21 protein-coding genes and 1 riboswitch are annotated in these 22,297 nt (G+C 43.1%); all 21 genes read left to right on the top strand.

Annotated features, from left to right (window positions below; translation table 11 throughout):
• Nucleotides 1–44 precede the first annotated feature (44 nt).
• Nucleotides 45–1,781 carry a sensor domain-containing diguanylate cyclase gene (locus tag QNI29_RS15345; protein WP_231417355.1) on the top strand — a complete coding sequence of 579 codons (1,737 nt, stop codon included), beginning with the start codon at nt 45–47 and terminating at the stop codon, nt 1,779–1,781.
• A gap of 292 nt (nt 1,782–2,073) precedes the next feature.
• On the top strand, nt 2,074–3,324 hold the full coding sequence (locus QNI29_RS15340) for a hypothetical protein (RefSeq protein ID WP_231417354.1): 1,251 nt from the start codon (nt 2,074–2,076) through the stop codon (nt 3,322–3,324).
• Nucleotides 3,325–3,352: 28 nt separating this feature from the next.
• On the top strand, nt 3,353–4,381 hold the full coding sequence (locus QNI29_RS15335) for a PRC-barrel domain-containing protein (protein ID WP_231417353.1): 1,029 nt from the start codon (nt 3,353–3,355) through the stop codon (nt 4,379–4,381).
• A 26-nt stretch (nt 4,382–4,407) separates the two neighbouring features.
• On the top strand, nt 4,408–5,850 hold the full coding sequence (locus QNI29_RS15330) for a VanW family protein (protein WP_231417352.1): 1,443 nt from the start codon (nt 4,408–4,410) through the stop codon (nt 5,848–5,850).
• 118 nt (nt 5,851–5,968) lie between these two features.
• Complete coding sequence (locus QNI29_RS15325) at nt 5,969–7,546, top strand: GspE/PulE family protein (RefSeq protein WP_231417606.1); 1,578 nt, start codon at nt 5,969–5,971, stop codon at nt 7,544–7,546.
• 12 nt (nt 7,547–7,558) lie between these two features.
• Nucleotides 7,559–8,599, top strand: a complete 1,041-nt coding sequence (locus QNI29_RS15320) for a type IV pilus twitching motility protein PilT (RefSeq protein WP_231417351.1) — start codon at nt 7,559–7,561, stop codon at nt 8,597–8,599.
• 3 nt (nt 8,600–8,602) lie between these two features.
• Nucleotides 8,603–9,808 (top strand): type II secretion system F family protein, encoded by a 1,206-nt coding sequence (locus QNI29_RS15315; protein WP_231417350.1) that lies wholly within the window; start codon nt 8,603–8,605, stop codon nt 9,806–9,808.
• A 79-nt stretch (nt 9,809–9,887) separates the two neighbouring features.
• Nucleotides 9,888–9,971, top strand: a riboswitch (cyclic di-GMP riboswitch).
• A gap of 80 nt (nt 9,972–10,051) precedes the next feature.
• On the top strand, nt 10,052–10,489 hold the full coding sequence (locus tag QNI29_RS15310) for a prepilin-type N-terminal cleavage/methylation domain-containing protein (protein ID WP_231417349.1): 438 nt from the start codon (nt 10,052–10,054) through the stop codon (nt 10,487–10,489).
• Between the two features lie 64 nt (nt 10,490–10,553).
• Complete coding sequence (locus tag QNI29_RS15305; protein WP_231417348.1) at nt 10,554–11,306, top strand: prepilin peptidase; 753 nt, start codon at nt 10,554–10,556, stop codon at nt 11,304–11,306.
• A gap of 22 nt (nt 11,307–11,328) precedes the next feature.
• The gene (gene pilM, locus QNI29_RS15300) at nt 11,329–12,309 is read left to right on the top strand and encodes a type IV pilus biogenesis protein PilM (protein ID WP_231417347.1); all 981 of its coding nucleotides are present in this window, start codon (nt 11,329–11,331) and stop codon (nt 12,307–12,309) included.
• 33 nt (nt 12,310–12,342) lie between these two features.
• Complete coding sequence (locus QNI29_RS15295) at nt 12,343–12,927, top strand: hypothetical protein (RefSeq protein WP_231417346.1); 585 nt, start codon at nt 12,343–12,345, stop codon at nt 12,925–12,927.
• Entirely contained in the window at nt 12,917–13,687 is a 771-nt protein-coding gene (locus QNI29_RS15290) for a hypothetical protein (RefSeq protein WP_231417345.1), read from the top strand. The genes QNI29_RS15295 and QNI29_RS15290 overlap by 11 nt, the downstream gene beginning before the upstream one ends.
• A gap of 147 nt (nt 13,688–13,834) precedes the next feature.
• Entirely contained in the window at nt 13,835–14,851 is a 1,017-nt protein-coding gene (locus tag QNI29_RS15285; RefSeq protein WP_231417344.1) for an SPOR domain-containing protein, read from the top strand.
• A gap of 142 nt (nt 14,852–14,993) precedes the next feature.
• Entirely contained in the window at nt 14,994–16,322 is a 1,329-nt protein-coding gene (locus QNI29_RS15280; RefSeq protein WP_231417343.1) for a glycoside hydrolase family 18 protein, read from the top strand.
• 203 nt (nt 16,323–16,525) lie between these two features.
• A complete protein-coding gene (locus tag QNI29_RS15275; RefSeq protein WP_231417342.1) occupies nt 16,526–17,128 on the top strand; it encodes a Maf family protein in 603 nt (200 codons plus the stop codon).
• 18 nt (nt 17,129–17,146) lie between these two features.
• Nucleotides 17,147–17,836, top strand: coding sequence for a RadC family protein (gene radC, locus QNI29_RS15270; protein WP_231417341.1), 690 nt, complete (start codon nt 17,147–17,149; stop codon nt 17,834–17,836).
• A gap of 302 nt (nt 17,837–18,138) precedes the next feature.
• Nucleotides 18,139–19,179, top strand: a complete 1,041-nt coding sequence (locus tag QNI29_RS15265) for a rod shape-determining protein (RefSeq protein WP_231417340.1) — start codon at nt 18,139–18,141, stop codon at nt 19,177–19,179.
• A 13-nt stretch (nt 19,180–19,192) separates the two neighbouring features.
• Entirely contained in the window at nt 19,193–20,092 is a 900-nt protein-coding gene (mreC, locus tag QNI29_RS15260; RefSeq protein WP_231417339.1) for a rod shape-determining protein MreC, read from the top strand.
• The gene (gene mreD, locus QNI29_RS15255) at nt 20,089–20,628 is read left to right on the top strand and encodes a rod shape-determining protein MreD (RefSeq protein WP_231417338.1); all 540 of its coding nucleotides are present in this window, start codon (nt 20,089–20,091) and stop codon (nt 20,626–20,628) included. Before mreC ends, mreD begins: the two co-directional genes overlap by 4 nt.
• Nucleotides 20,629–20,682: 54 nt before the next feature.
• Entirely contained in the window at nt 20,683–21,372 is a 690-nt protein-coding gene (gene minC / locus QNI29_RS15250; protein ID WP_231417337.1) for a septum site-determining protein MinC, read from the top strand.
• Nucleotides 21,365–22,162: a septum site-determining protein MinD gene (minD, locus tag QNI29_RS15245; RefSeq protein ID WP_231417336.1), complete on the top strand. Its 798-nt coding sequence runs from the start codon at nt 21,365–21,367 to the stop codon at nt 22,160–22,162. Before minC ends, minD begins: the two co-directional genes overlap by 8 nt.
• Nucleotides 22,163–22,297: the final 135 nt, after the last annotated feature.

Below are 22,297 nucleotides of genomic sequence, written 5' to 3'. Positions count from 1 at the left end.
GGAGGAGTACAAGATTTGAGCGACGGGGATAGGAGATGCGAGGGATGATATCAAAACAGAAGACAGTGGCATTGTGGAGTATATGGGCAATACTCTGGCCGGGGATTATAGCGACCGTTTATATGGTAACAAACCCTGGGACGCAAGGCAGGGAATTTGATCTTCTCTCCTTCGCATTTATGATCGTCATAGTAGCACTATTTCCGATTGTAATTAATAATAGCCCAATTATTTTCATTCATGGCATAAGTCTTGCTGTATTTTTGTATTTTGGGTTGTTTTTCGAAATGATCATGACTCAGCTTGCTTATATTGTTTCGATCTCAAAAGTAAAACTCTCGAGAGCCTATTGGTATAAGCTTCCTCTTAATTTGACCATGTTCCTATTTGTGTCCCTTGGCTCTGCCCTTTTCTACTATATATTAGGGGGGACCCATGGACCATCAGCCTTTAACACACCTAGTGATGCCATCCCCATCATCGGGTATGCTGTAGCTCAGTTCATTCTGAATCATGTTGTGATCTATTTTGTACGAAATTATTTTCTGGGGAATAAAGGATCCATTTTTGATAAAGAGTTCTATTGGGATTTAGGGAATACAGCGATTGTAATGCCGATCGGATTTGTCTTGTACGTTTTATATATGGAAATTGGGGCTGCGGCAATCTACTATGTTGGGCTTCCTTTTGTTGGGTTGTCCCTCATATTAACGCTCTATTATGCCAGTCAACATGTGAACGAATACTTACAGCAGGCAAATTCAATTGGTCAAGAACTTACAGGTCGCTTAAAAGTTGATGAAGTGTTGGACCGATTCGTCGAGAGTTTAACGGTCCTTTTTCACGTTGACTATATCTATATATTCGATCGAAAAAATCAAGATCATCTTGAACTAATCCGATATTTCGATGGTGGCAAAAGCATTGGGTTTCAAAATCCTCAGTTTTCATCATACGAGGGGGTTAGTCAAGGTGTGTTGGCTAAGGGTGAACCTATTCTCTATCAATCTAGGAAGCAATGGAAGCAGATTCAATCGGATCTTATTCCTAGAAAAGTAGAGAGCATTATGTCTGTACCCATTGAGCGTAATAACAAAATAGAAGGAATCATTACCATTGCTTCTACGAGGAAACGCTCGTATGAGAAATTCCACCTTATGCTAGTAGGGATCCTATCGAACTATATGGCCGTAGCCATTCAAAATGCGCGGCACTATGAAGAAACGAAGCGCAAAAGTGAACTTTGTCCGTTAACGAAACTGTATAATTATCGTTACTTTGAAGACCTCGTCAGCGACTACGCTGACAGATGCGAACAATCAGAGGAAGAGGAATGCGCCTCTGTTATTTTATTAGATTTGGATCATTTTAAGAAAGTAAACGATGCTTATGGACATGAAAGTGGTAATGAAGCTCTTTGTGAGTTAGCGAATCGCTTATCACATATCGTAGGGAATGATGGGACGGTTGCACGGTATGGGGGAGAAGAATTTGTAGCCTTCTTACCAGGAGCAGGGAGAGAGAAGGGACTCTCGATTGCAGAGAAGCTTCGTCACGAGATCTCTTCTGTCCCGTTCCGACTGAAAGAACACATCACCGACCAGCAAGGGGATATAGAGGTGTGGCTCACAGGAAGTGTGGGAGTCGCGACCTTCCCTGAAGATTGCGAAAGTCCGATTGAACTCGTACGCCACGCAGACCGGGCCATGTATGTGGGGGCGAAACAGCAAGGTCGAAACAAAGTAGCAAGCTATGAACGGGTGTTAGAAGCGGCTGAGTGAGGAGCTCAGCCGTTTTTTAATAGGGAATTAAAAAAATTCAATTCTGTGGATCTCTTTTTATAAAAATCGTGAATTTGGAAGAAATATAGGTCTCATTATCGGTGGGCGGATGTCGAAATAGGACCTTTTAAATGGGTTGACTTTATTATACAATGATTCTATAACATTACATATTCACTCTCTGGTGGTTATAGGACCATTTTTTTACAAAAATTTTGATGGAAGTTTCTTGATAAGCAATTTGTTGGATGATGAAGGATACCATTTTTCCAATTAAGGAAGAGGTGAGATTGTGGTTGGATATATCGGCGCTCTTATTGCGGTTGGCATTCTTTTAGTAGGAGCCTCTTACATACCTATACAACTCGATCGGAAAGGGAAGTTCTATTTAATCGGAGCTTCTGCATTAATCGCTTTGGCCACTTATGCATCAAAGGTCACGTTCGCCTGGTGGCAAAGCAGTTTGATACTAGTATTATTAGCTTTCTTAACGGCATTATTGTTAAACCGTCGCTTGCAGCAGTTCGTTCTTGTCCGTGATACGTCCGTTTCAAATGAAGCTGTACATAAGGAAGAGAAGGAGATCGAACCTGTTGCACACGCTGAGGAAGAGATGGATGTTGAGAAAGAAGATCTGATTGTGTCTCAAACGGTTGAAGTAGACAACCGTTCTGACGATAGTAAAGAAGAGGATGTTCTTCTTGCAGAAGAGTTATCAGACGTTGAACCAGATGCAAGCGACGAAGAAGAACCAGCAGAATTAGATGTCATAATAGAAGAGGAACCTTTAAGTACAGATGAACCAGTTGTTTCTCCTGAGGAAGAGTTGTTAGCCGCGCGTTCTGATTGGATGGAAGAAGATGAGGCAGAAGAAGAACACGCTCTAGGGGACTCCTTTGAGGATCGTTCCTCTATCCTAGAGGTCATTGATGAAGGTTATACAGATGATCGGGGCGAGGGGAATGTAGTGGTAGATTCTGCTCCTGAATGGGTTGATGAAGAAGATGTACTCGAGCCTCTAGAAGAGTTGGATGAAGAAGAGGAATTGGCGCTTAGGGAGGAAGTTCTGGAAGACCTTGAGCCGTTAGACGATGAAGATTTTCAGCAAGAAGATGAAGTCGAAGAACTAGAAGGTAATGAGTCTGCATTTGAAATGGTAGAGTGGGTTGATCATGAGCCAGATGCACTAGAAGATGAAGTTCCTTTAGAAGGAGCTCCTTCTGAAGAAATAGCGAAGCCTTTAAAGAGTGTGTTCCAGACGCAAATGCTTCATTCTCTTGTAGAAGAAGTTATGGTTCAGGAAGAGATCTTGTCCTCTGACGATTATGCACAGTACGTTAAAAAGTTTTTACAACCATCCCTGCCAGACCAGGACTATTACACCTTTGCCTCCCTGCTTTTGCAGCATCATATAGAGCACCAGCATTATCAGAAATTAAATGAATGGACCCATGAGCTTTTGGACAAGTTTTCAGATTATCCAATGATTGTAGCTGAATTAGAGTATATACAAGACTTCGCGAAAGAAAATTTAGATTCATAGACTACTAAAGAAATAGGTGTGATGAACAATGAAAAGAAGTCATGAAATTACGGAATTGCCCATTATTAGTATCGTAGATGGAAAGGAAGTCGGCAGAGTTAAGTCACTTGTCATTAATCCAGACGAAGGACATGTTGATTTTCTAACGATTGAACATAAAGATTGGCAAGTTAGTGTAAAAGCGATTCCGTTTAAAAAGGTAATCGGGGTTGGGGAATATGCGGTCACAATTGAGAGTACAACCGCGATTCTAGACCTTGATGAGATTCCGATTGCAAACGAGTTAATTAATAAGAAAGTGAAGATCATCGGTTCTAAAGTGATGACTCGTAAAGGACAATTGATTGGAGAAGTCACGGAGTATTACGTGAATGATGATACTGGAAAAGTAATCGCAGCATCCGTACAAATGGGGAATGAAGAAGTGGTTCTAGAAAGTGCCTCAGTTGTGACCTACAGCGAGCATATGACCATTGTTAGCGAAGAAGCGTTAACGCAGCATGTGACAACGCTTGAAGAACTGACAGGGGAACCTGAATCGGCACCAGCTAAAGTTACTCAACAAGAAACGGTAACGAAAGAGCCGGTGGCTGTAGCTGCAGAGGAGAAAGTAAAAGAGACCGTTCCTGCTGAGCCTGTACCGGTACCACAAGATCAGCCAGCCTCTTCTGTCCAAGATGAGCTAGAAAGTACGCTTGTAAGTGAAGAGACAACAGGGGCATGGAATCAAGATGTTCCAGAAGATGTTGAACCTCAGCTTGAGCTTGTAGAAGAAGTTACCCCAGAGGAAGAGTCAGCTTCTGCGTCTCTTATTTCTGAAGAGGTGGAAGAGGTTGTAGAAGAAGAGGAGAAAGAAAAGCCTGCTTCAAAACTTGAAGGCATTCACAACAAACAGCTACAGCTCCTTAAAGGAAAAGTGGTTCAAAAAGATATCGTCGATGCTCGTGGCAATATTTTATTTAACGAGGGTGACGAGCTTACAGAAGACGATGTGAAGCTTGCCCAGGATCAAGGCCCAAGTGTAGTCGTTGATTTGACGATGAGTGTTGAAGGCTAAACCATATAAGATAGGGAGAATGCGTTGTGGATAAACGGTGGGATTTGAAATTTTTCATGTACCTCCTTGCAATGGCCCTGTTTATTTATGGTTTCTCTGTTGGTGGGGCATTTGCTTATGATGTTGTCATGGCAGGGCCTAAAACATATGAAGAAGGAACAACAATCGGGGAGATACCGGTGGACGGAATGACTCGCCAAGAAGCTGAAACGGCTCTTCGAAACAGAGTGCAGGACTGGCTCGATGTTCATCCGGTTGAAATGCTGACAGAAGACGAAACGATTGTTTTATCAGAAGACTTCTTAACGGTGGGCGTAGCGGATACATTAGACAGCTTACAAAATGGGAGTGCTACCCCCCTTTCTGTTCGGTTTAACCCGTCAGCTTTAGAAGAGCAGAAGGATTCATTTGGTGAGGATGTGTATGATAATCTTCTGCTTGATAAACTCACTGCTGACATAAAGTCACAAGTGGAAGTGCTAGCGGATCAGCCTTTAACCTATTCGGTCTATGATTACGTGAGCGCAGGGACAGAATCCCTCTACAAAGTGATAGCGGAATTCGAGCAACCCATACCTGATGGAGTTGACGTGTTTACATACACAAATGAATTGGATGGTTTAGTCATTGAACCACGTACAAATGTTTCATTGCTTGAACAAGTCAGTGATGTTCCTCTACACCAGCAACCTGCCCTGAATGTAGTGGCGTCAGGTTTATATGGAGCTGTCCTAAAGACCAATTTCTCAATTATCCAACGTCATATTAGTCAGCATCTTCCTTCCTATGCCCAAAAGGGGAGAGAAGCGAGCTTAGACCTAGATGAAGGTCATGACTTTGTTTTCTTCAATCCTAATGAGTCCTTGTACCGAATTGAAATGGAAGTAAGCGAAGAATCGCTTTCCGTTCAGATTATAGGGTATCCGACCTCCTATAGCTATGACGTACTTATTGAAAATGAGCGCCAAATAGAACCTCGTACCATTATCCAGTATAGTGATCTTGCTACTGGAATAGATGTGAAGCGTGATGGGGAGACGGGACTGATCTATGATGTGTACCGTGAGATTTATGATCAGGACAATGTAGCTATTGATTCAGAATTTATCACCCAGGACTATTATGCACCTGTTCACAAACTAGAGGAACGTCCGGAACCAGTTGAACCTGTCACATCTGAAAATGGCGGGACGGATCAAAACGGATCTCTATCAGATGGTGAAGCTGAATCAGGTGGCAATAGTGAGAGTGGCGATGAAGAAAACAGTGATGGCCAGAATGACGGAAATGAAGACGGCGAAACGAGCGGATCAGAAGGTGGACAAGAAAGCAAGGATCCTGCTGAATCCTCGGGTGAAGGGGAAGATGATGGGACCTCTGGAGGATCGACTGAAGGAAACGGCGGAGAAGATACTGATGGAACAGGTGGAATATGGAGCCCTGATGAAGGTCCATCCAAAGGGGAATAACGGTTTAGGAATGCGGACTCTACCCAATTGAGTTCGCATTTTCCGTACGGAGAGAAAGTGAGGAGAATAACAAGTGGCAGAACGTAAACGTCTGGGTGACCTTTTAAAAGAAGCAGATATGATTACAGAGGGACAAATTAAAGAAGCACTGGAGACGAAAGAGGGTGGACAGAAGCTAGGAGACGTCTTACTTGATAAAGGGTACATCACCGAGCAACAGTTAATTGAAGTATTGGAATTTCAGTTGGGCACACCCCGGATTTCGCTCTATCAATATCCAATTGATACAAATCTGTTATCTCTTGTATCGAAGGAATTTGCCAGACGAAACATCTTGATTCCTATCAGTAAAGAAGATCATGAACTTGTCGTCGCGATGAATGATCCGATGGATTATTATGCAATTGATGATTTGCAGATCTCGACAGGATTCCGTATTTCACCTGTTATCGCGACGAAGGATGAAATCTATCAGGCGATCAATAAATATTACAATCTGAACAATGGGGAAGACCTCGAGCCATCGGACGACCCGGATGATGCCCCGGCGATTCGGCTGTTAAATCAGCTCCTTCAAGCAGGTGTACAAATGAGGGCGAGTGACATTCATATTGATCCTCAGGAAACGAAAGTCTTGATCCGTTATAGAATCGACGGTGTGCTTCGGACGGAACAGGCTCTATCTAAAACGATGCAAAATTCATTGACGGCACGTGTAAAGATTATGGCTAATTTAAACATTACAGAAGTTCGGTTACCTCAAGATGGACGGATTAAGACGGTCATTGATCACACAGCAGTAGATTTACGTATTTCCACTCTCCCGACTGTATATGGGGAAAAGATCGTAGTCCGAATCCTGAATTTAGGCAGTGCGATGGGGAAACTATCAGACTTAAACTTTAACAAGGTCAATTACAAGCGTTACTTGGAACTAGTGAACCAGCCCTCAGGACTTGTCTTAATTACAGGCCCTACAGGATCAGGGAAATCTTCTACCCTCTATGCCTCTTTAAATCACTTGAACACAGATGATGTTAATATCATTACGGTAGAGGATCCGGTTGAGTATCAGCTTGAGAAGATCAATCAGGTTCAGGTGAATGCCAATATCGGCCTTACCTTTTCAGCCGGACTCCGGTCGATTTTAAGACAGGATCCAAACATTATTATGGTCGGTGAGATCAGGGACTCTGAAACAGCTGAGATTGCGATTCGAGCTTCTTTAACCGGGCACCTCGTGTTCAGTACGCTTCATACGAATAGTGCGATTGCTACGATCCCTCGTTTAATCGATATGGACGTTGAACCTTATCTTGTCATGTCTTCAGTGTCAGGCATTGTTGCCCAGCGGCTTGTTCGGAAAATCTGTCGTGATTGTAAAGAAGGCTATACTCCAACTGAAGTTGAACAAGATTTATTCCGTAAACGGGGATTAAAAGCAGATACGGTCTATAAAGGAACAGGATGCAACAGCTGTCAGCACACAGGCTACCGGGGGCGTATGGCGATTCAGGAAGTACTGACGATCGATGAAACGATTCGGAATATGATGATGAACAACAAGTCAATGTCTCAGATTAAGGAGTACGCCTGGAAGAAAGGAATGATCTTCTTAGTCGATGACGGGCTGTTAAAAGTGAAACAAGGCTATACCACAACAGAAGAAGTATTGCGTGTAGCGAAAAGTGAGTAAGGAGGTGTTGTCGTGAAAGAGCGGTTTGAGAAATTGTTACGAGCAGCGTTTGAATTAAAAGCATCAGATATCCACATCACGGTCGGTGTTCCTCCGATCTTTCGCCTTCACGGTGATTTAAAGCAGTACGGGAAAGAAACGATGCGACCAGATGATACAGAAGGCATGGCGAGAGCTATATTATCTGAAACCTTATGGGAGAAGTTTGAGGAAACGGGAGAGGTTGATTTCTCTTATGGAATCCCAGGCGTATCTCGTTTCCGCATTAATGCGTATCATCAGCGGAACTGTGTGTCCCTTGCAGTTCGAATCGTCCCAACGGAAATTCCGACATTAGATGCCTTACATATGCCAAATGTACTGAGGGAAATCTCTGAAAAGCCTCAGGGACTCGTGCTTGTTACCGGGCCTACTGGAAGCGGTAAATCTACCACTCTCGCTTCCATGATTGACTATATGAATAATTCCATGCGACGCCATATTATTACGCTAGAAGACCCGATTGAGTATTTACATTCTCATCGGTATTCGATTATAGATCAGAGGGAAGTCGGGTTTGATACGAATAACTTCGCCAATGGGCTGCGCGCTTGTTTACGTCAGGACCCGGACGTTATTTTAGTGGGTGAAATGAGAGATTTAGAGACGATTTCAACAGCGATCACAGCAGCAGAAACAGGTCACCTTGTGCTAGGTACGCTGCATACGACCGGAGCGGCGAGTACGATCGATCGAATTATTGACGTATTCCCTCCGAACCAGCAAACGCAAGTCCGCATTCAGATGGCAAGCGTCCTGCAGGCGATCGTATCCCAGCGCTTGTTTCAGCGTAAGGATAAGAAAGGACGGCGGGCAGCTACGGAAGTGCTTATGAATACGTCTGCTGTGAAGAACTTAATCCGGAACGAGAAGATTCACCAGATTCCAAACATCATCCAGACGTCGAAAGCACAAGGGATGCACACCCTTGATTTCTCTGTTCGTGCTTTAGTTGAGGAAGGGGTTATCACAACAGAAGCGGCGGCCCCGTTTTTAGAAGAGAGGGGGCAGTAGGCGATGGCTTACTTCAAGTACAAAGCCCGTACGTCTAAAGGGAAGATGAAAGAAGGCCGTATTAAGGCGGATTCAAAGCGTGAAGCGGTCGGCAAATTAAAAGACGACGGAATGACCGTTGCAACGATTAATGAACTAAATAGCATTTTATATAAGGATATTCAAATCGGCAGTCAGGTGAAAAATAAAGAATTTGTCATCTACCTTCGCCAATTTGCGACGCTGCTAGAATCTGGTATCTCGCTTATTCAATCGACCTACATTCTGAAAGATCAAACGTCGAGTAAGGCGCTGCAGCGAGCGCTTACCGGGATTGCAGAAGATCTAGAGGGTGGATTATCGTTCTCTGATGCTGCAGAAAAGCACCAAAAGATTTTCCCTGATCTGTTTGTGAATATGGTCCGGGCAGGGGAAGCGGGAGGTAATTTAGATGAAATCTTAGATCGCCTGGCAGCTTACTATGAGAAGCAATATGACACGCGTCAAAAGGTGATTTCAGCGCTTGCCTATCCGTTAGTCGTTCTAGTAATTGCGATTGGAATCGTCATCTTCCTATTAAGTTTCGTCGTGCCGAGATTTGCGGACATGTTTCTCTCCTTTGGTGGAGACATCCCGCCGATTACTCAGTTTGTCATGAGCCTTGGGGAGATCTCTCAAAAGATGTGGTGGCTGTTCATCGTTATTCCACTCCTTGCTTACGGGGTAATTCGGTATATGAAACAGTACCCGCGATTTTCCTATGGGCTTGATCTTATGAAATTAAGAATTCCGATATTTGGTCCTCTCATACAAAAATCGGTGTTAGCCCGTATGACCCGAACAATGAGCTCTTTGTTTAACAGCTCTGTGCCTATTTTACAGGCGGTCTATATCACAGAACGCATTGTCGGAAATAAAGTTGTCGAATCGGTCCTTAAAACGACAAGAAAGTCCCTAGAAAAAGGGGAATCAATGGCTGGTCCCATGAAAAATCATTGGATCTTTCCTCCTCTTGTCACTCAAATGATTTCCGTTGGGGAGAGCTCTGGTTCTTTAGACCATATGCTCGGGAAAGTTGCGGATTTTTACGAATCAGAACTAGATTATGCAACCGATCGAATTAAGAGTTTAATAGAGCCTGTTATGATCGCTTTCCTGGCGCTTATTGTCGGGGGCATTGTAGCAGCCATTGCCATTCCGATGTTCTCGATCTTCGAACAAATTGGGTAAATGTGCTAAATTCATAAGATAATAGTGGTAATAATGAGACGTATTTACTATAATGGATATAGATGATCACACGTACGAAGATACCACCGGAAGCGACGAAAGGCTGGCTGTATATGGGCACTTAGCCACCCTGGAGCGAGTAGTGCAACCGACCAGACATGACAAAATCCGTGTTGATGATGTGGTCGTTTTTGTAATGATGGTGTCATAATTATTCTTATAGAAAAAGGGGAGAACAAACTCATGTTAAAGAAGTTTCGTCAATTGATGAACAAAGATGAGAAAGGTTTCACACTTGTTGAACTACTTGCTGTTATTGTTATTTTAGGGATTATTGCGGCGATTGCGATTCCTAGTATTGCGAATGTTGTTGAGAATAGCAAGAAGGATGCAGTGATTAGGACTGCTGAACAAGCTGTAGAAGCTTATCGTCTGATGGAGACATCTGAAGGAGTGGACACTGAAAAAACTTTAGAAGAACTTGCTACTGCAGGTTATTTAGAGAATAGGGAAGGCTTTACAGGCAGCGTTACGCCTTCTACAGCTACGGATGCTGATGGAGCTTCTACTGGAGAAACGACTTACACAGTAACGGTGTCTAGTGAAAAGTATACTGTTAGTGGAGATGTGTCTTCATTAGATAGAGGTAGTGTAGGTGATGTTACATCTTCAGGAAATTAATATGATTGATAACATAGATCCCTCGCTGAGGGATCTATAACTTACATATATTGGGGATGCGTTGATGGATGTTTTATTTATAATATACTTTTTGCTATTAGGTCTTATTATAGGATCTTTTTTTAACGTGGTAGGTCTAAGAGTACCTAAAAAACAAATGTTTGACCAATCGCGCTCAATTTGTCAGTACTGTAAAAATAAATTAGCTTGGTATGATTTAGTACCAGTCTTATCATATACATATTTGAAAGGTAAATGCCGCAACTGCAAAACAAAAATATCCCCCCTCTACCCGATAGTCGAAGCGGCTACGGGGTTTTTGTATGCATACAGCTTCATACGTTTTGGTTTCTCAACAGAACTAATTGTCGCTCTGCTCTTCTCATCTCTTCTCGTCATTATTACGGTAACGGATCTCAATTATATGCTCATTTCAAACAACATCCTACTCTTTTTCCTACCGCTCCTTATCATAGGACGAATCATCTCTCCACTAGAGCCATGGTGGAACCCGATTGCTGGTGGATTAACTGGCTTCCTTTTAACTATGATTATCATTTTAGTCAGCCGAGGCGGTATGGGCGGGGGAGATATGAAGTTGTTTGGCGTTATTGGCATTGTGCTTGGATTGCCGGGCGTTCTTCTAGCATTCTTTTTATCTACTTTGTACGGATCGATCATTAGCGGAGGGCTTCTTTTATTCAAGAAGATAGATCGGAAAAAGCCTGTTCCCTTTGGTCCTTATATTGTTTTGGGGGCATTGACGACTTATTTCTTCGGTTCCTCTATCATTGAGTGGTATCTTCAATTATTCTAGGAATAAAGGCAGGTGACCTATTATGCTAGGTTTTAAGAAATCGAAAGAGAGAGTTAACATTATATTTAAAGACCATGTCATCCGATACATAGAATGTGAGACTCCGGATTTCTCCGGTGTAGTGGATTACGGGGAACGCTATCTTGAAAGTGGGATTATTGAAGAGGGGAAAGTGATTGACCAGAGAGCCTTAAATGCTGTTATAGCAGAACTCGCTGAAGAGAAAGAGTGGCGGAAGAAGAAGGTGTACTTTAGCGTACCCGATGCGTCCGTGATCATTAAACCGTTTCATATTCCCAATGATCTAAAAACAGCCGATGAAGTGAAGGGCTATTTATATATGCAACTTGGTGAATCTTTACATCTTCCTTTTGAAGAGCCTGTGTTTGACTATGTGGTGTTAGAGGAGAAGGTGAATATGAATGAAGTGCTCCTTTTTGCTTATCCGGAAACCAGAATCCGGGACTTCGAGTTAGCTCTCCTTGAAGCGAATACAAAGCCAGCTGTAGCGGATTTAACATTTTTATCTTTGTACCGGCTATATTACGATTTAGATTATGCGCGTCCTGAAGATCATCTCTTAACGCTTCAGTGGAATATGGATGGTGTTGTCATTACGGTCTTTCATGACGATCATCCTCATTTTACACGCTACATGAAGAGTGGATTGGATGAATCGCTTTGGGAAGTTCCTCACACGGATGATGATGCTGTTCGCTGGACGGGGAATGAGAAAGAATTGGATGCTTACATAGATGAACAAATGAGAGAAGTAGAGCGGATCATGAACTTCTATCGCTACTCTGTTACAAACGGGGAGTCAGCTGTTACGAATCTATTAATATCAGGTGACTTTCCGTGGCTAGAGGATGTGTACAAGAAGTGTCATATCCATTTTAATCTTGATGTGAGAATGATTGAACCGGGTGAGTATTCAGCTGAAAGGGATGAGGACATTCCATTTCGCTATGCAGAGAGTGTTGGCCTGGCATTGAAGCCATAGAAAGATGGAAGTCTTGAGGGGGATCGAAGGGTTATGAAGGTAGAAATTAACTTACTCGAACAGAAAGAGAAACAAAATGTAGTGCCTTATTTGTTAGGTCTTGTCGCATTGCTTGCCCTTCTTTTGATCTGGCTTCTCCTTTACATGGACAAGCAGGCTGCACTAGATGAAGTAGAAGATGTAAATAGCCAAATTCAACAGGTGAGAGTACAGCAACAGGAGTATCAAGAAGCGCTGAAAGATGAGGTTCAAACGAATCGTCGTGAACTGAAGCGATCGGTTGAAGCGTTAGAGAGCAACCTCTTCCCTGCAGTATCATTACTTGAACGCATGGTTTCCTTGCTTCCTGAGCGGGGGTTCTTTGAGCGATACGTATACGTTCGCCCGCAGTCACTCCTTCTTTATGTTCGCTTTGACGATTTTCAGGATGTGGCGGCCTACACCAATCGTTTAATAGACGAAGATTACGTATCTGATGTTTCGGTTCAACAAATTACGTCAAATGTGCTCGAAGAAGATTTAGATCCTACTCAATACAGACCAAGGTATGTAGCAGAATATGAAGTGACACTTGATAAAGATCTTTGGGAAGAGGGGGATCGTGAAGATGAGGATTGAGTGGACCCGGATACATACGATCGTTGTAGTCATCCTTGTTATATTATGTCTCGGAGTGTACTGGGGTGTTCACTCCCTCTATGTGGACCCGGCGTTAGAAGAGGTTGAGCGGGTAGAGACTTCCCTAGAGAATGAAGAAAGAATTCTTAACTCTCTTGCTGACCAGGAAATGGAGCAGCAGGACCTTACGCTACAAACATCACGAGAACTGCAGCAGAAGCTTCCTGTTCTCCCTGTACAAGACCAGGTAATCTTAGCCATGGAGCGAGCTGAAAATGTGTCAGGAACGTTTATTGAATCGGTCAGCTTAAATGGCGATCAGGAAATTGAAGCAGTTGTAGAGGAAGAGGAGAATACGGATGATTCAGCGAGTGAGACACCTGATGAAACAGCTGAAGGGGAAGAGCAAACAGAAGAAGTAGAAAGGGAAGCCCCTCCAGTTATGCCTTCAGTGAATGCGCTCACGTATCAGGTTACGGTTATGGCGAAGACTTTCAGTGATTTGACGCTTTTTCTTGAGGAGTTAGAGCGTATTCCGCGTTTAATCAGTTTCGATGAAATCGAATTTCAGCCAGAAGGCATGGAAGAGGGAGCGGATCAAATCTCCTTCCTCGTTACATTCTCAGCCTTTTATGAGCCTGATTTAAGGGATTTGCAGGATGAATTGCCTCAGTATCATTATCCAGAACCTTCACAGAAGGAGTCGCCTTTTGAAGGAGACGGTGATCTTACCAGCGAAGAAAATTCAGACACACCGTAGTCACCCTTTTTAAGAAAGGGTGGCTTTTTTTGTTCTTTTTGAAAGAATTTATCGAAAAGACAAGAACCCCACCTGACACAACTCGCCTTTCTTTTCTCTGACGCTGTGATAGATTGGAACAAACTAGTAGAGAAATGAGGGGAGCATGTGGACAAGCACAATAAGATCTCCGTTCGCATTAATGGAGAGGATACCTATCTTGAACGAGACCATGAAGGAAAAGAGAAGAAGGTAAAAGCCCAGAAAGTAAAAGATGAGCTGTTCGTCGCAAAAGAAGAGCAGGCATCTGCTATAGAAGAATGGATGGAGGAGCAAGAGAAGAAGAAACAAACAGGGGAAGATGAGGACGAAGAAGAAATTCCGGTCATTGAGCGGAGCTATCCATCTAAGAAACGATCGTTCTCGCTGCCATCTGAAATGAAACAATTACTCATAGCGGCTGCCTCAGCTATTCTGGTTGGAACAGTGATTGGTTTTATTATGATCCGTATCTTCGGGGGGATCGATGGTACAGCAGACAATGCTCAACCTGCCATGCCTGCTCTTCAGACTGGTGCCGCTCAAAATGGGGAAGGAACCGCTGCAGGCGGAACCGCTCAGGCCATTGCTTTCCCTGACGTCTCTGCTTTTGTGGTACAGGCGGGAATTTTCTCGACGGAGGAGAAAGCAAAGACATGGTCGCAGAACCTCTCTGATAAGGGTCTTGAAGGATTTATTTGGCCGAGAGATGGTCAGTTTTATTTATTCGCAGGCGTTGCGTCCTCAAAGGAGAACGGGGAGAAGATTGCGACCTATTTGAAAGATCAGGGGTTTGAGACGTTTGTGAAGGAATGGCACGTCGCAAGTGGGGAACGTAAAGTCGCGCAAGCCGAAGGAAAGTGGATCCATTCGGGTATGGAGTCATGGAAAGGGATCCTTCCTATCACTACATCCTTAATGGACACAGGAGGAGGCGCTGTTTCAGACGTAACATCTAAGGTAAAGGCTTGGAAACAAGCCATACCTAATGAGGCATCAGAGCGAACGGCTCCTATTCAGGAAGGGTTTAATCAGTTTGGCAAGGCAGCAGAAACGTTTCAGCAAAACAAAAGCACGCAAGGATTATGGAATATGCAAACGAGTATGCTGTCCATATGGTATGCTTACGAACAATATATGAAGTAGCATAGCAGATGCTTTCCTTATGGGGAGCATCTTTTTTGTAAGAAGAAGAACGGGGATATTCTCTCAACTTCGAAGGGACACAGTGCATAAATACCTACTCCTCCTAGACATCCTATAGGTATTCCATAAAGGAGGACACACGATGAATCGATCCATCTGTACGGGGGTGCTTTTATGTATCAGTTTGTTTTTGTTCGGAGGTCATATGAAAGCAGAAGTTATTCATATTACTCAAAAAGGGGATTCCCTCTATAAAATAGGGGATAGGTATAACGTTACGGCTGATCAGCTTGCGAAACTGAATGGCATGCCTGGCGAACGTAAGCTTGTACAAGGTCAGTCCATTTTAATACCTGGTCAGTCCTATATGGTGCAACCGGGTGATTCTTTATATAAAATTGCTAAGCGTCATCAGATTCCTATAGATGAGCTTATGGAACTGAACGGTCTTCATTCTTCTTTAATCCTAACGGGGGATACCCTTCAAATTCCGCAAAAAGAGAAAACGAACGTAAAAGTGGGGGCGTACTTTATTCCAAAAGACCAGGGGTATAATGATGAAATGATGAGTGCTCTTGGCAGGTATTTAACAACGATCTATCTATTCAGCTATAATCCGAATCAGGACGGGACTTTATCCTCCCTTCCTTTAAATAATAGTGTTGCAGAGGCGTGGAGAAAGGGGATTTCTCCATTCGCGACGCTAACGAACTTAAGTGGAAGTGGTTTTGATCCGGAGCTTGCTCATGATCTAATGGCGAACGAAAATAAGCGAAAAAAGTTGATTGAAAACCTCTATATGGTATTGGACCGACACGATTATAAAGGGGTTGTTATCGACTTTGAAGGACTTCGTCCGGAAGACCGCAGTCTGTTCTCGTCTTTTATAAAACAAGTGGGTGAGCGCTTGCATCCTCATAACATGGAGGTGCATATTGCGGTACCTCCGATGAGTGGGAGCAGATCACCATCCTACGCTGCTGCTTATGATTACAAGACGCTCGGAAGGTACGCAGATAGCCTGTTCCTGATGACCTACAATTGGCACTGGCTTGGTGGTGCTTCTGGACCGATCGCTCCCATTCAAGAAATAAAGAAGACGTTGGACTTTGCAACCTCCGTGGTTCCACGGGAGAAATTAATGCTTGGTATTCCGATGTATGCCTATGATTGGGTGGTTAGCAAGGAAGGGGTAAAAGGGAAAGCTTATTCTGTGCAACATGCGATTAGTAAGTATATTCAGCATGAAAGTAGCATCCATTATGATGAACAATCAGAAGCTCCGTGGTTTCGGTATAAGGATGAAGCAGGGCGTACTCATGAGGTGTGGTTTGAGGACCCTAGAAGCTTACTCGCGAAGTTTGAGCTTGTTCGGGGCTACCGGTTAGGTGGAATGGGAGCCTGGCAGTTGGATTTTAGTATTCGCCAAAGCGAAACATTGTTACGATCGGAGTTTAACGTTTTGAAATAAAGGGAAGGGCAAGCTGTTGGGCTTGCTTTTTCCCATTTTCCGATCATGGAAGATAGGGGAATTTACATTTTTGTAAGCTTAAACTCAAATATTAAAATACAGTAAAGAATGTAATCATTGCTTTCACCCTTTTGCGTAAGGAGGAAAGAAACGGTATGATCATAATACCCTGAATCGATTACAACTAGAAAAGGATGATGTATATGTCACAACTTATTTTAGCTTCTTCTTCTCCAAGAAGAAAAGAATTATTAGAACAAGTTCATATCCCCTTTAAAACGAGAAAGCAGGACGCTGATGAATCGAGCTTACCTTTCTACAATCCACGCGCGTATGTCCAAGCACTCGCAGAGCTCAAGAATCGTACGGTCAACCTTGAAGAACATAACGAGGTTATTCTGAGTGCGGATACGATCGTGAGCTTTGAAGGAAAGGTTCTTGGTAAGCCGAAAACAGCAGAAGAAGCATACGAAATGCTCTCTATGTTGAGTGGGGCGCAACATGAAGTGTATACAGGTGTTATGCTGCGATCTTCTGAACAAGAATCGTTTATTGTAGAGAAGACGACGGTTGAATTCTGGCCTTTAACAAAGGATGAAATGGAGTATTATATCGAAACAGGTGATCCTTTCGATAAAGCGGGTGGCTATGGTATTCAAACGTACGGGGCTACACTTGTGAAAGGAATCAAAGGCGATTACAACAATGTCGTTGGTTTACCTTTATCGCGTGTCGTTCGCTCCCTGCAAGCTTATGGCGTCTATCCTTTACTGCCTGAAGTCAAGAATGATCAAACAGGGAATTAAGCGAAAGGAGGCGTTGATGTGCCAGAAGCGCCTGTATTTATTAAGCAGGTCCCCCAGGAGGATCGACCAAGAGAGCGTCTGATTCGATTGGGGGCACGTCAATTGTCCAACCAGGAACTCCTGGCGATTTTGTTAGGAACAGGTACCAAAAATGAATCGGTGATGTCTCTTTCTCAAAGGCTTCTCGTTCATTTTGAAGGATTAATGTTGTTGAAAGATGCAACGATTGAAGAATTAACAGCGATTAAAGGAATTGGAGACGCGAAAGCTGTGAATGTTCTAGCTGCCCTTGAGGTCGGGAAGCGCATTCACTTTCACAAGCCATCGGAACGATACACCATAAGGAGCCCGGAAGACGGTGCTGATTATGTCATGGAAGAGATGCAGGATTTAAAGCAGGAGCACTTTGTGGTCCTTTTTTTAAATACGAAAAATCAAGTCGTTCATCGACAAACGATTTTCATTGGTAGTTTAAACGCCTCGATCGTGCATCCTCGCGAGGTGTTCAAGGAAGCTGTCAAACGTTCTGCGGCCTCTATTATATGTGCCCACAATCATCCCTCAGGAGATCCATCGCCCTCACAAGAAGATATCCAAGTGACCCGTCGACTGATTGAGTGCGGAAAGATGTTAGGGATTGAAGTCCTTGATCATCTTGTCATTGGTGACCATAAATATGTCTCGCTTAAAGAAAAAGGTTATTTGTAAACGTTCGCTTATATTCAGTTCAAGCCTCCACCTTCACTCATTCAATCAGACTATTCCTTAAAAAATGACCCGATTACTACTATCTATTTCTACTTTTTTTTCGTATAATTGAAAAGAAACCCAATGTCATCAAGCGCCAGGCGTGAAGTTTTGTAAGACTTCCGTTTGGCGCTTGTTCACTTGATAAAAAATGAAGTTCCTTTTGATGGAAATGAGGGAACGAAAATAAAGACTAACATTACATAATAAGAATAAAGAAACGACTAAGTACGTTCGCGATCTGGTCATAGAAAGGAAGATGTATGGTGGTTGGATTTGGTTTTTCACAAGATTTAGGGATTGATTTAGGTACAGCAAATACGCTTGTTTTCTTGAAAGGTAAAGGGGTTGTCGTGAGAGAGCCTTCTGTTGTTGCAAAGAATATGGGTTCAGGAGAAATTCAGGCTGTAGGTAGCTCTGCTAAAAACATGGTCGGCAGAACGCCTGCGAACATCTCGGTTATCCGTCCCATGAAGGATGGGGTCATTGCTGATTATGATACAACAGCAGCGATGATGAAGTATTACATCAAACAAGCGCAGAAGAATCGTTCATCATTTGCCAGAAAACCGAATGTCATGGTCTGTGTTCCTTCTGGTATTACGATGGTGGAAGAACGGGCAGTTATTGATGCTACGAAACAAGCGGGAGCTAAAGATGCGTTTCCAATTGCAGAGCCATTCGCTGCTGCGATCGGAGCTGGTTTGCCAGTGTGGGAGCCGACTGGTAGTATGGTTGTAGACATTGGTGGGGGAACGACTGAGGTCGCGATTATCTCTCTTGGAGGGATTGTAACGAGCCAATCGATTCGTGTAGCCGGTGATGAAATGGACGATTCTATTATTCAGTACATTCGCAAACAATACAATCTTATGATTGGGGAACGCTCTGCTGAGACGCTGAAAATGGAAATTGGTACAGCAGGGAAACCTTCTGAAAATGAAGAATTAGATATTAGAGGACGCGACCTTGTAACGGGTCTTCCAAAGACGATTACCATTACAGCAGAAGAGATTGCTGGTTCTCTTAAAGACACGGTTGATCAAATTGTAGATGCTGTAAAGAATACCCTCGAGAAAACGCCGCCGGAGCTTTCGGCTGATATTATGGATCGTGGTATTGTGTTAACAGGTGGCGGAGCTTTATTGAAAAATATTGATACCGTCATTAGTGATGAAACGAAAATGCCTGTCTTCGTCGCTGAAGACCCACTGGACTGTGTGGCTATTGGAACAGGGAAATCGTTAGAATACATTCATCATTTCAGATCTCAGCCAAATGTGGCGTCTAGAAGCATGGATTAAGAAGGTGTAAGGTATGCCATCATTTTTTCGAAACAAACGACTGATTCTCATTCTTGTAAGCATTATTTTCCTGGTGGCGCTCATTGGATTTACCATTAGAGACCGGGATCATTTAACGCTTCCGGAACAGTTCTTGCAAGATACAATCGGTTGGGTTCAGACAGCTTTTCATGCCCCTGTGCAATTTGTGACAGGGACCTTTGATAACATCAAAGATGTAAAGAACACATATGAGCAGAATCAAGTGTTAAAGCAGAAACTGCTTGAGGACCGTAATTTACTAGAAGAAATTCAGTTATTGAAGAAAGAAAATAAAGAACTACGCAGTATGCTCGATAAGAATGAAAGTCTAGGAGACTACACCCCTATTCAGGGGACAGTCATCGCCCGTGGCCCTGAAGAGCGTTGGTATAAGCAACTTACCATTAACAAAGGGGAGCAACACGGCGTCAAGAAAGGGATGGCGGTCATTACTGGAAAAGGAATGATCGGGAAGATTCAAAGTACTTCTCAAGTCACATCGACGATCCAGTTGTTAAGTGGCTTCGGAGGAAACAACCTTATTCATGCTAAAGTCGTCGGAGATGAGAACCAATACGGTTTAATTGAGGGCGGGTATGATGAAAAAGAGAAGGCTCTTCTCTTGAAAGAAATCCCCTATGATGCCAAGATTGAAAAAGGGCAACTTGTGGTGAGCTCTGGTATGGGAGGCGTGTTCCCTAGTGGGTTAGAGATCGGGAAAGTCCGTGAAGTCGTAATCGATGAATATGGATTAACTCAACTCGCCTATGTCGAACCAGCAGCTGACTTTTATGAAATCAATCACGTGTCAGTCATTGATCGAGATATGTTTTCACCAAAATTAGATGAGCAACCAGAGGACCCAGAAGGGGAAGAGGAGGATGGACAATGAAGCGTTTAATCCTTCCGGCCATTCTTCTGCTATTTCTTGTATTAGAAGGAACAGCTACTGATTTCTTACCAAAGGAATGGCTCCTTTCCGATTATTATATTATCCCTCATTGGGTGTTTGTCTTTCTTGTGTACATAGCGATCTTTTACGATTTTGACTACACGTATTATTGCGTTTTATATGGAATTTTATTTGGTTTTCTGTTTGATCTCCTGTATACCGATATACTTGGGGTCTATATGTTTACCTATGGAATTACGGCGTATATCGTACATGGCTTAAAGAAGCTTCTTCACGCCAACATGTTTGTAGCTATTTTAATGAGTGTCGTTGGTGTAGCTATGGCTGATGCGCTCATCTTCTTCCTGTACTCCTCTGTACAAGGATTTGTCATGACATGGGAAACGTACGCGCTTATGAGTTTAATTCCTACTTTACTGGCTAATCTAGTCTTCACGCTCGTTTTATATCCATTCGTACCATCTCTTCTTTACAAGTGGTCAGAAGAGCAATTGGCAAGCCAGAAAGCCGTATAGGCGAAAGGAATTGCGATAACAAGAGTCGAATATATTGTTTGAGGTGAAGCTTCCGTGAGTACCAAGAAGCAAGTCGTTACTATAAAAGGCACAAAAGACGGCCTGACATTACACATTGATGATACATGTTCGTTTAACGATGTTCTTTATGAATTAGACCAAAAGATTTCTCAAAACTATGTAGACGAAGACCAGCCGATGATCACTGTAAATATCCAGGTTGGAAATCGGTACCTAACAAATGAGCAAAAAGATGAGCTGATTGAAGTCATTCGTCGCCATAATAAACTTGTGATAGATGAAATCTACTCAAACGTCGTGACAAAGGAAGAAGCGCGTGAGTGGGAAATTGACCGGGCAGTGAATCCGGTGTTTAAAGTCATCCGTAGTGGACAAGTGTTAGAGGTGCGCGGTGATCTGTTACTCGTAGGGGATGTGAACCCTGGAGGGAAGATCGTGGCAACAGGTAACATCTATGTAATGGGAAATTTAAGAGGAATCGCCCATGCGGGTGTAAATGGAAATCAGAATGCTGTGATCGCTGCCGCATATATGAAACCGAACCAACTGCGAATTGCAGACTTCTTAAGCCGCTCTCCAGATTATGAAGAGGCTGAGGGAGCGTATATGGAATGCGGGTATGTCGATGACAAACAAGAAAAGATCATCATTGATCGTTTGCAACTTCTCACACAAAAGCGCCCTGAGTTAAAAGGGGTAGAAAGGAGCATGCTAAATGGGTGAGTCGATCGTAATTACATCAGGAAAAGGTGGCGTCGGAAAGACCACGACTACTGCCAACCTCGGTACAGCCTTAGCGCTAATGGGGAAGAAGGTGTGTTTAGTTGATACGGATATAGGTCTCCGCAACCTTGACGTGGTGATGGGGCTTGAGAACCGGATTATTTATGACATTGTAGATGTCATTCAAGAACGTTGCCGTCTCAAGCAAGCCTTGATAAAAGATAAGCGTTTTGAGGACTTATCGTTATTGCCTGCTGCACAAACAAGTGATAAGTCAGACTTAACACCAGAAGGAATGGTGACGATTGTTCAAGAGCTGAAACAGGACTATGATTACATATTAATTGACTGTCCAGCAGGTATTGAACAAGGCTATAAAAATGCTGTGGCAGGAGCGGACAAAGCGATTGTTGTGACAACGCCTGAGAAATCATCTGTCCGTGATGCCGATCGTATTATTGGTTTATTAGAACAAGAGGATGTGGAAGCACCGCGCCTTATTGTGAACCGTATTAGAAACCACATGGTCCAAAATGGGGACATGCTGGATGTCGATGAAATAGTCACTATTTTATCTATTGATCTATTGGGTATTGTAGCTGATGATGATGAGGTCATTAAAGCGTCTAATCACGGTGAGCCTGTAGCGTTTCAACCGAATACGAAAGCAGCTCTGGCATACCGCAATATCTCCAGAAGAATACTAGGGGAATCTGTGCCTTTGTTATCATTAGAAGAGAATAAAAGTATGCTATCAAAGGTAAAACGATTCTTCGGGATTCGTTCTTAAACGTAATAAAGATGAAAGAAAGCTCCGTTCAGTGTGACACTTCACACTGAACGGAGCTTTTTTGGTACCTCTCAACCTAACAGACTTGTAAAATCCATTTTAATCTTTTCTCCTAAATCATAACTTGTCTAGGTC

It is taken from the genome of Pontibacillus chungwhensis (genome assembly GCF_030166655.1).
In the GTDB taxonomy this organism is placed as follows: domain Bacteria; phylum Bacillota; class Bacilli; order Bacillales; family BH030062; genus Pontibacillus.
This window is presented reverse-complemented; position numbering and strand designations above follow the sequence as displayed.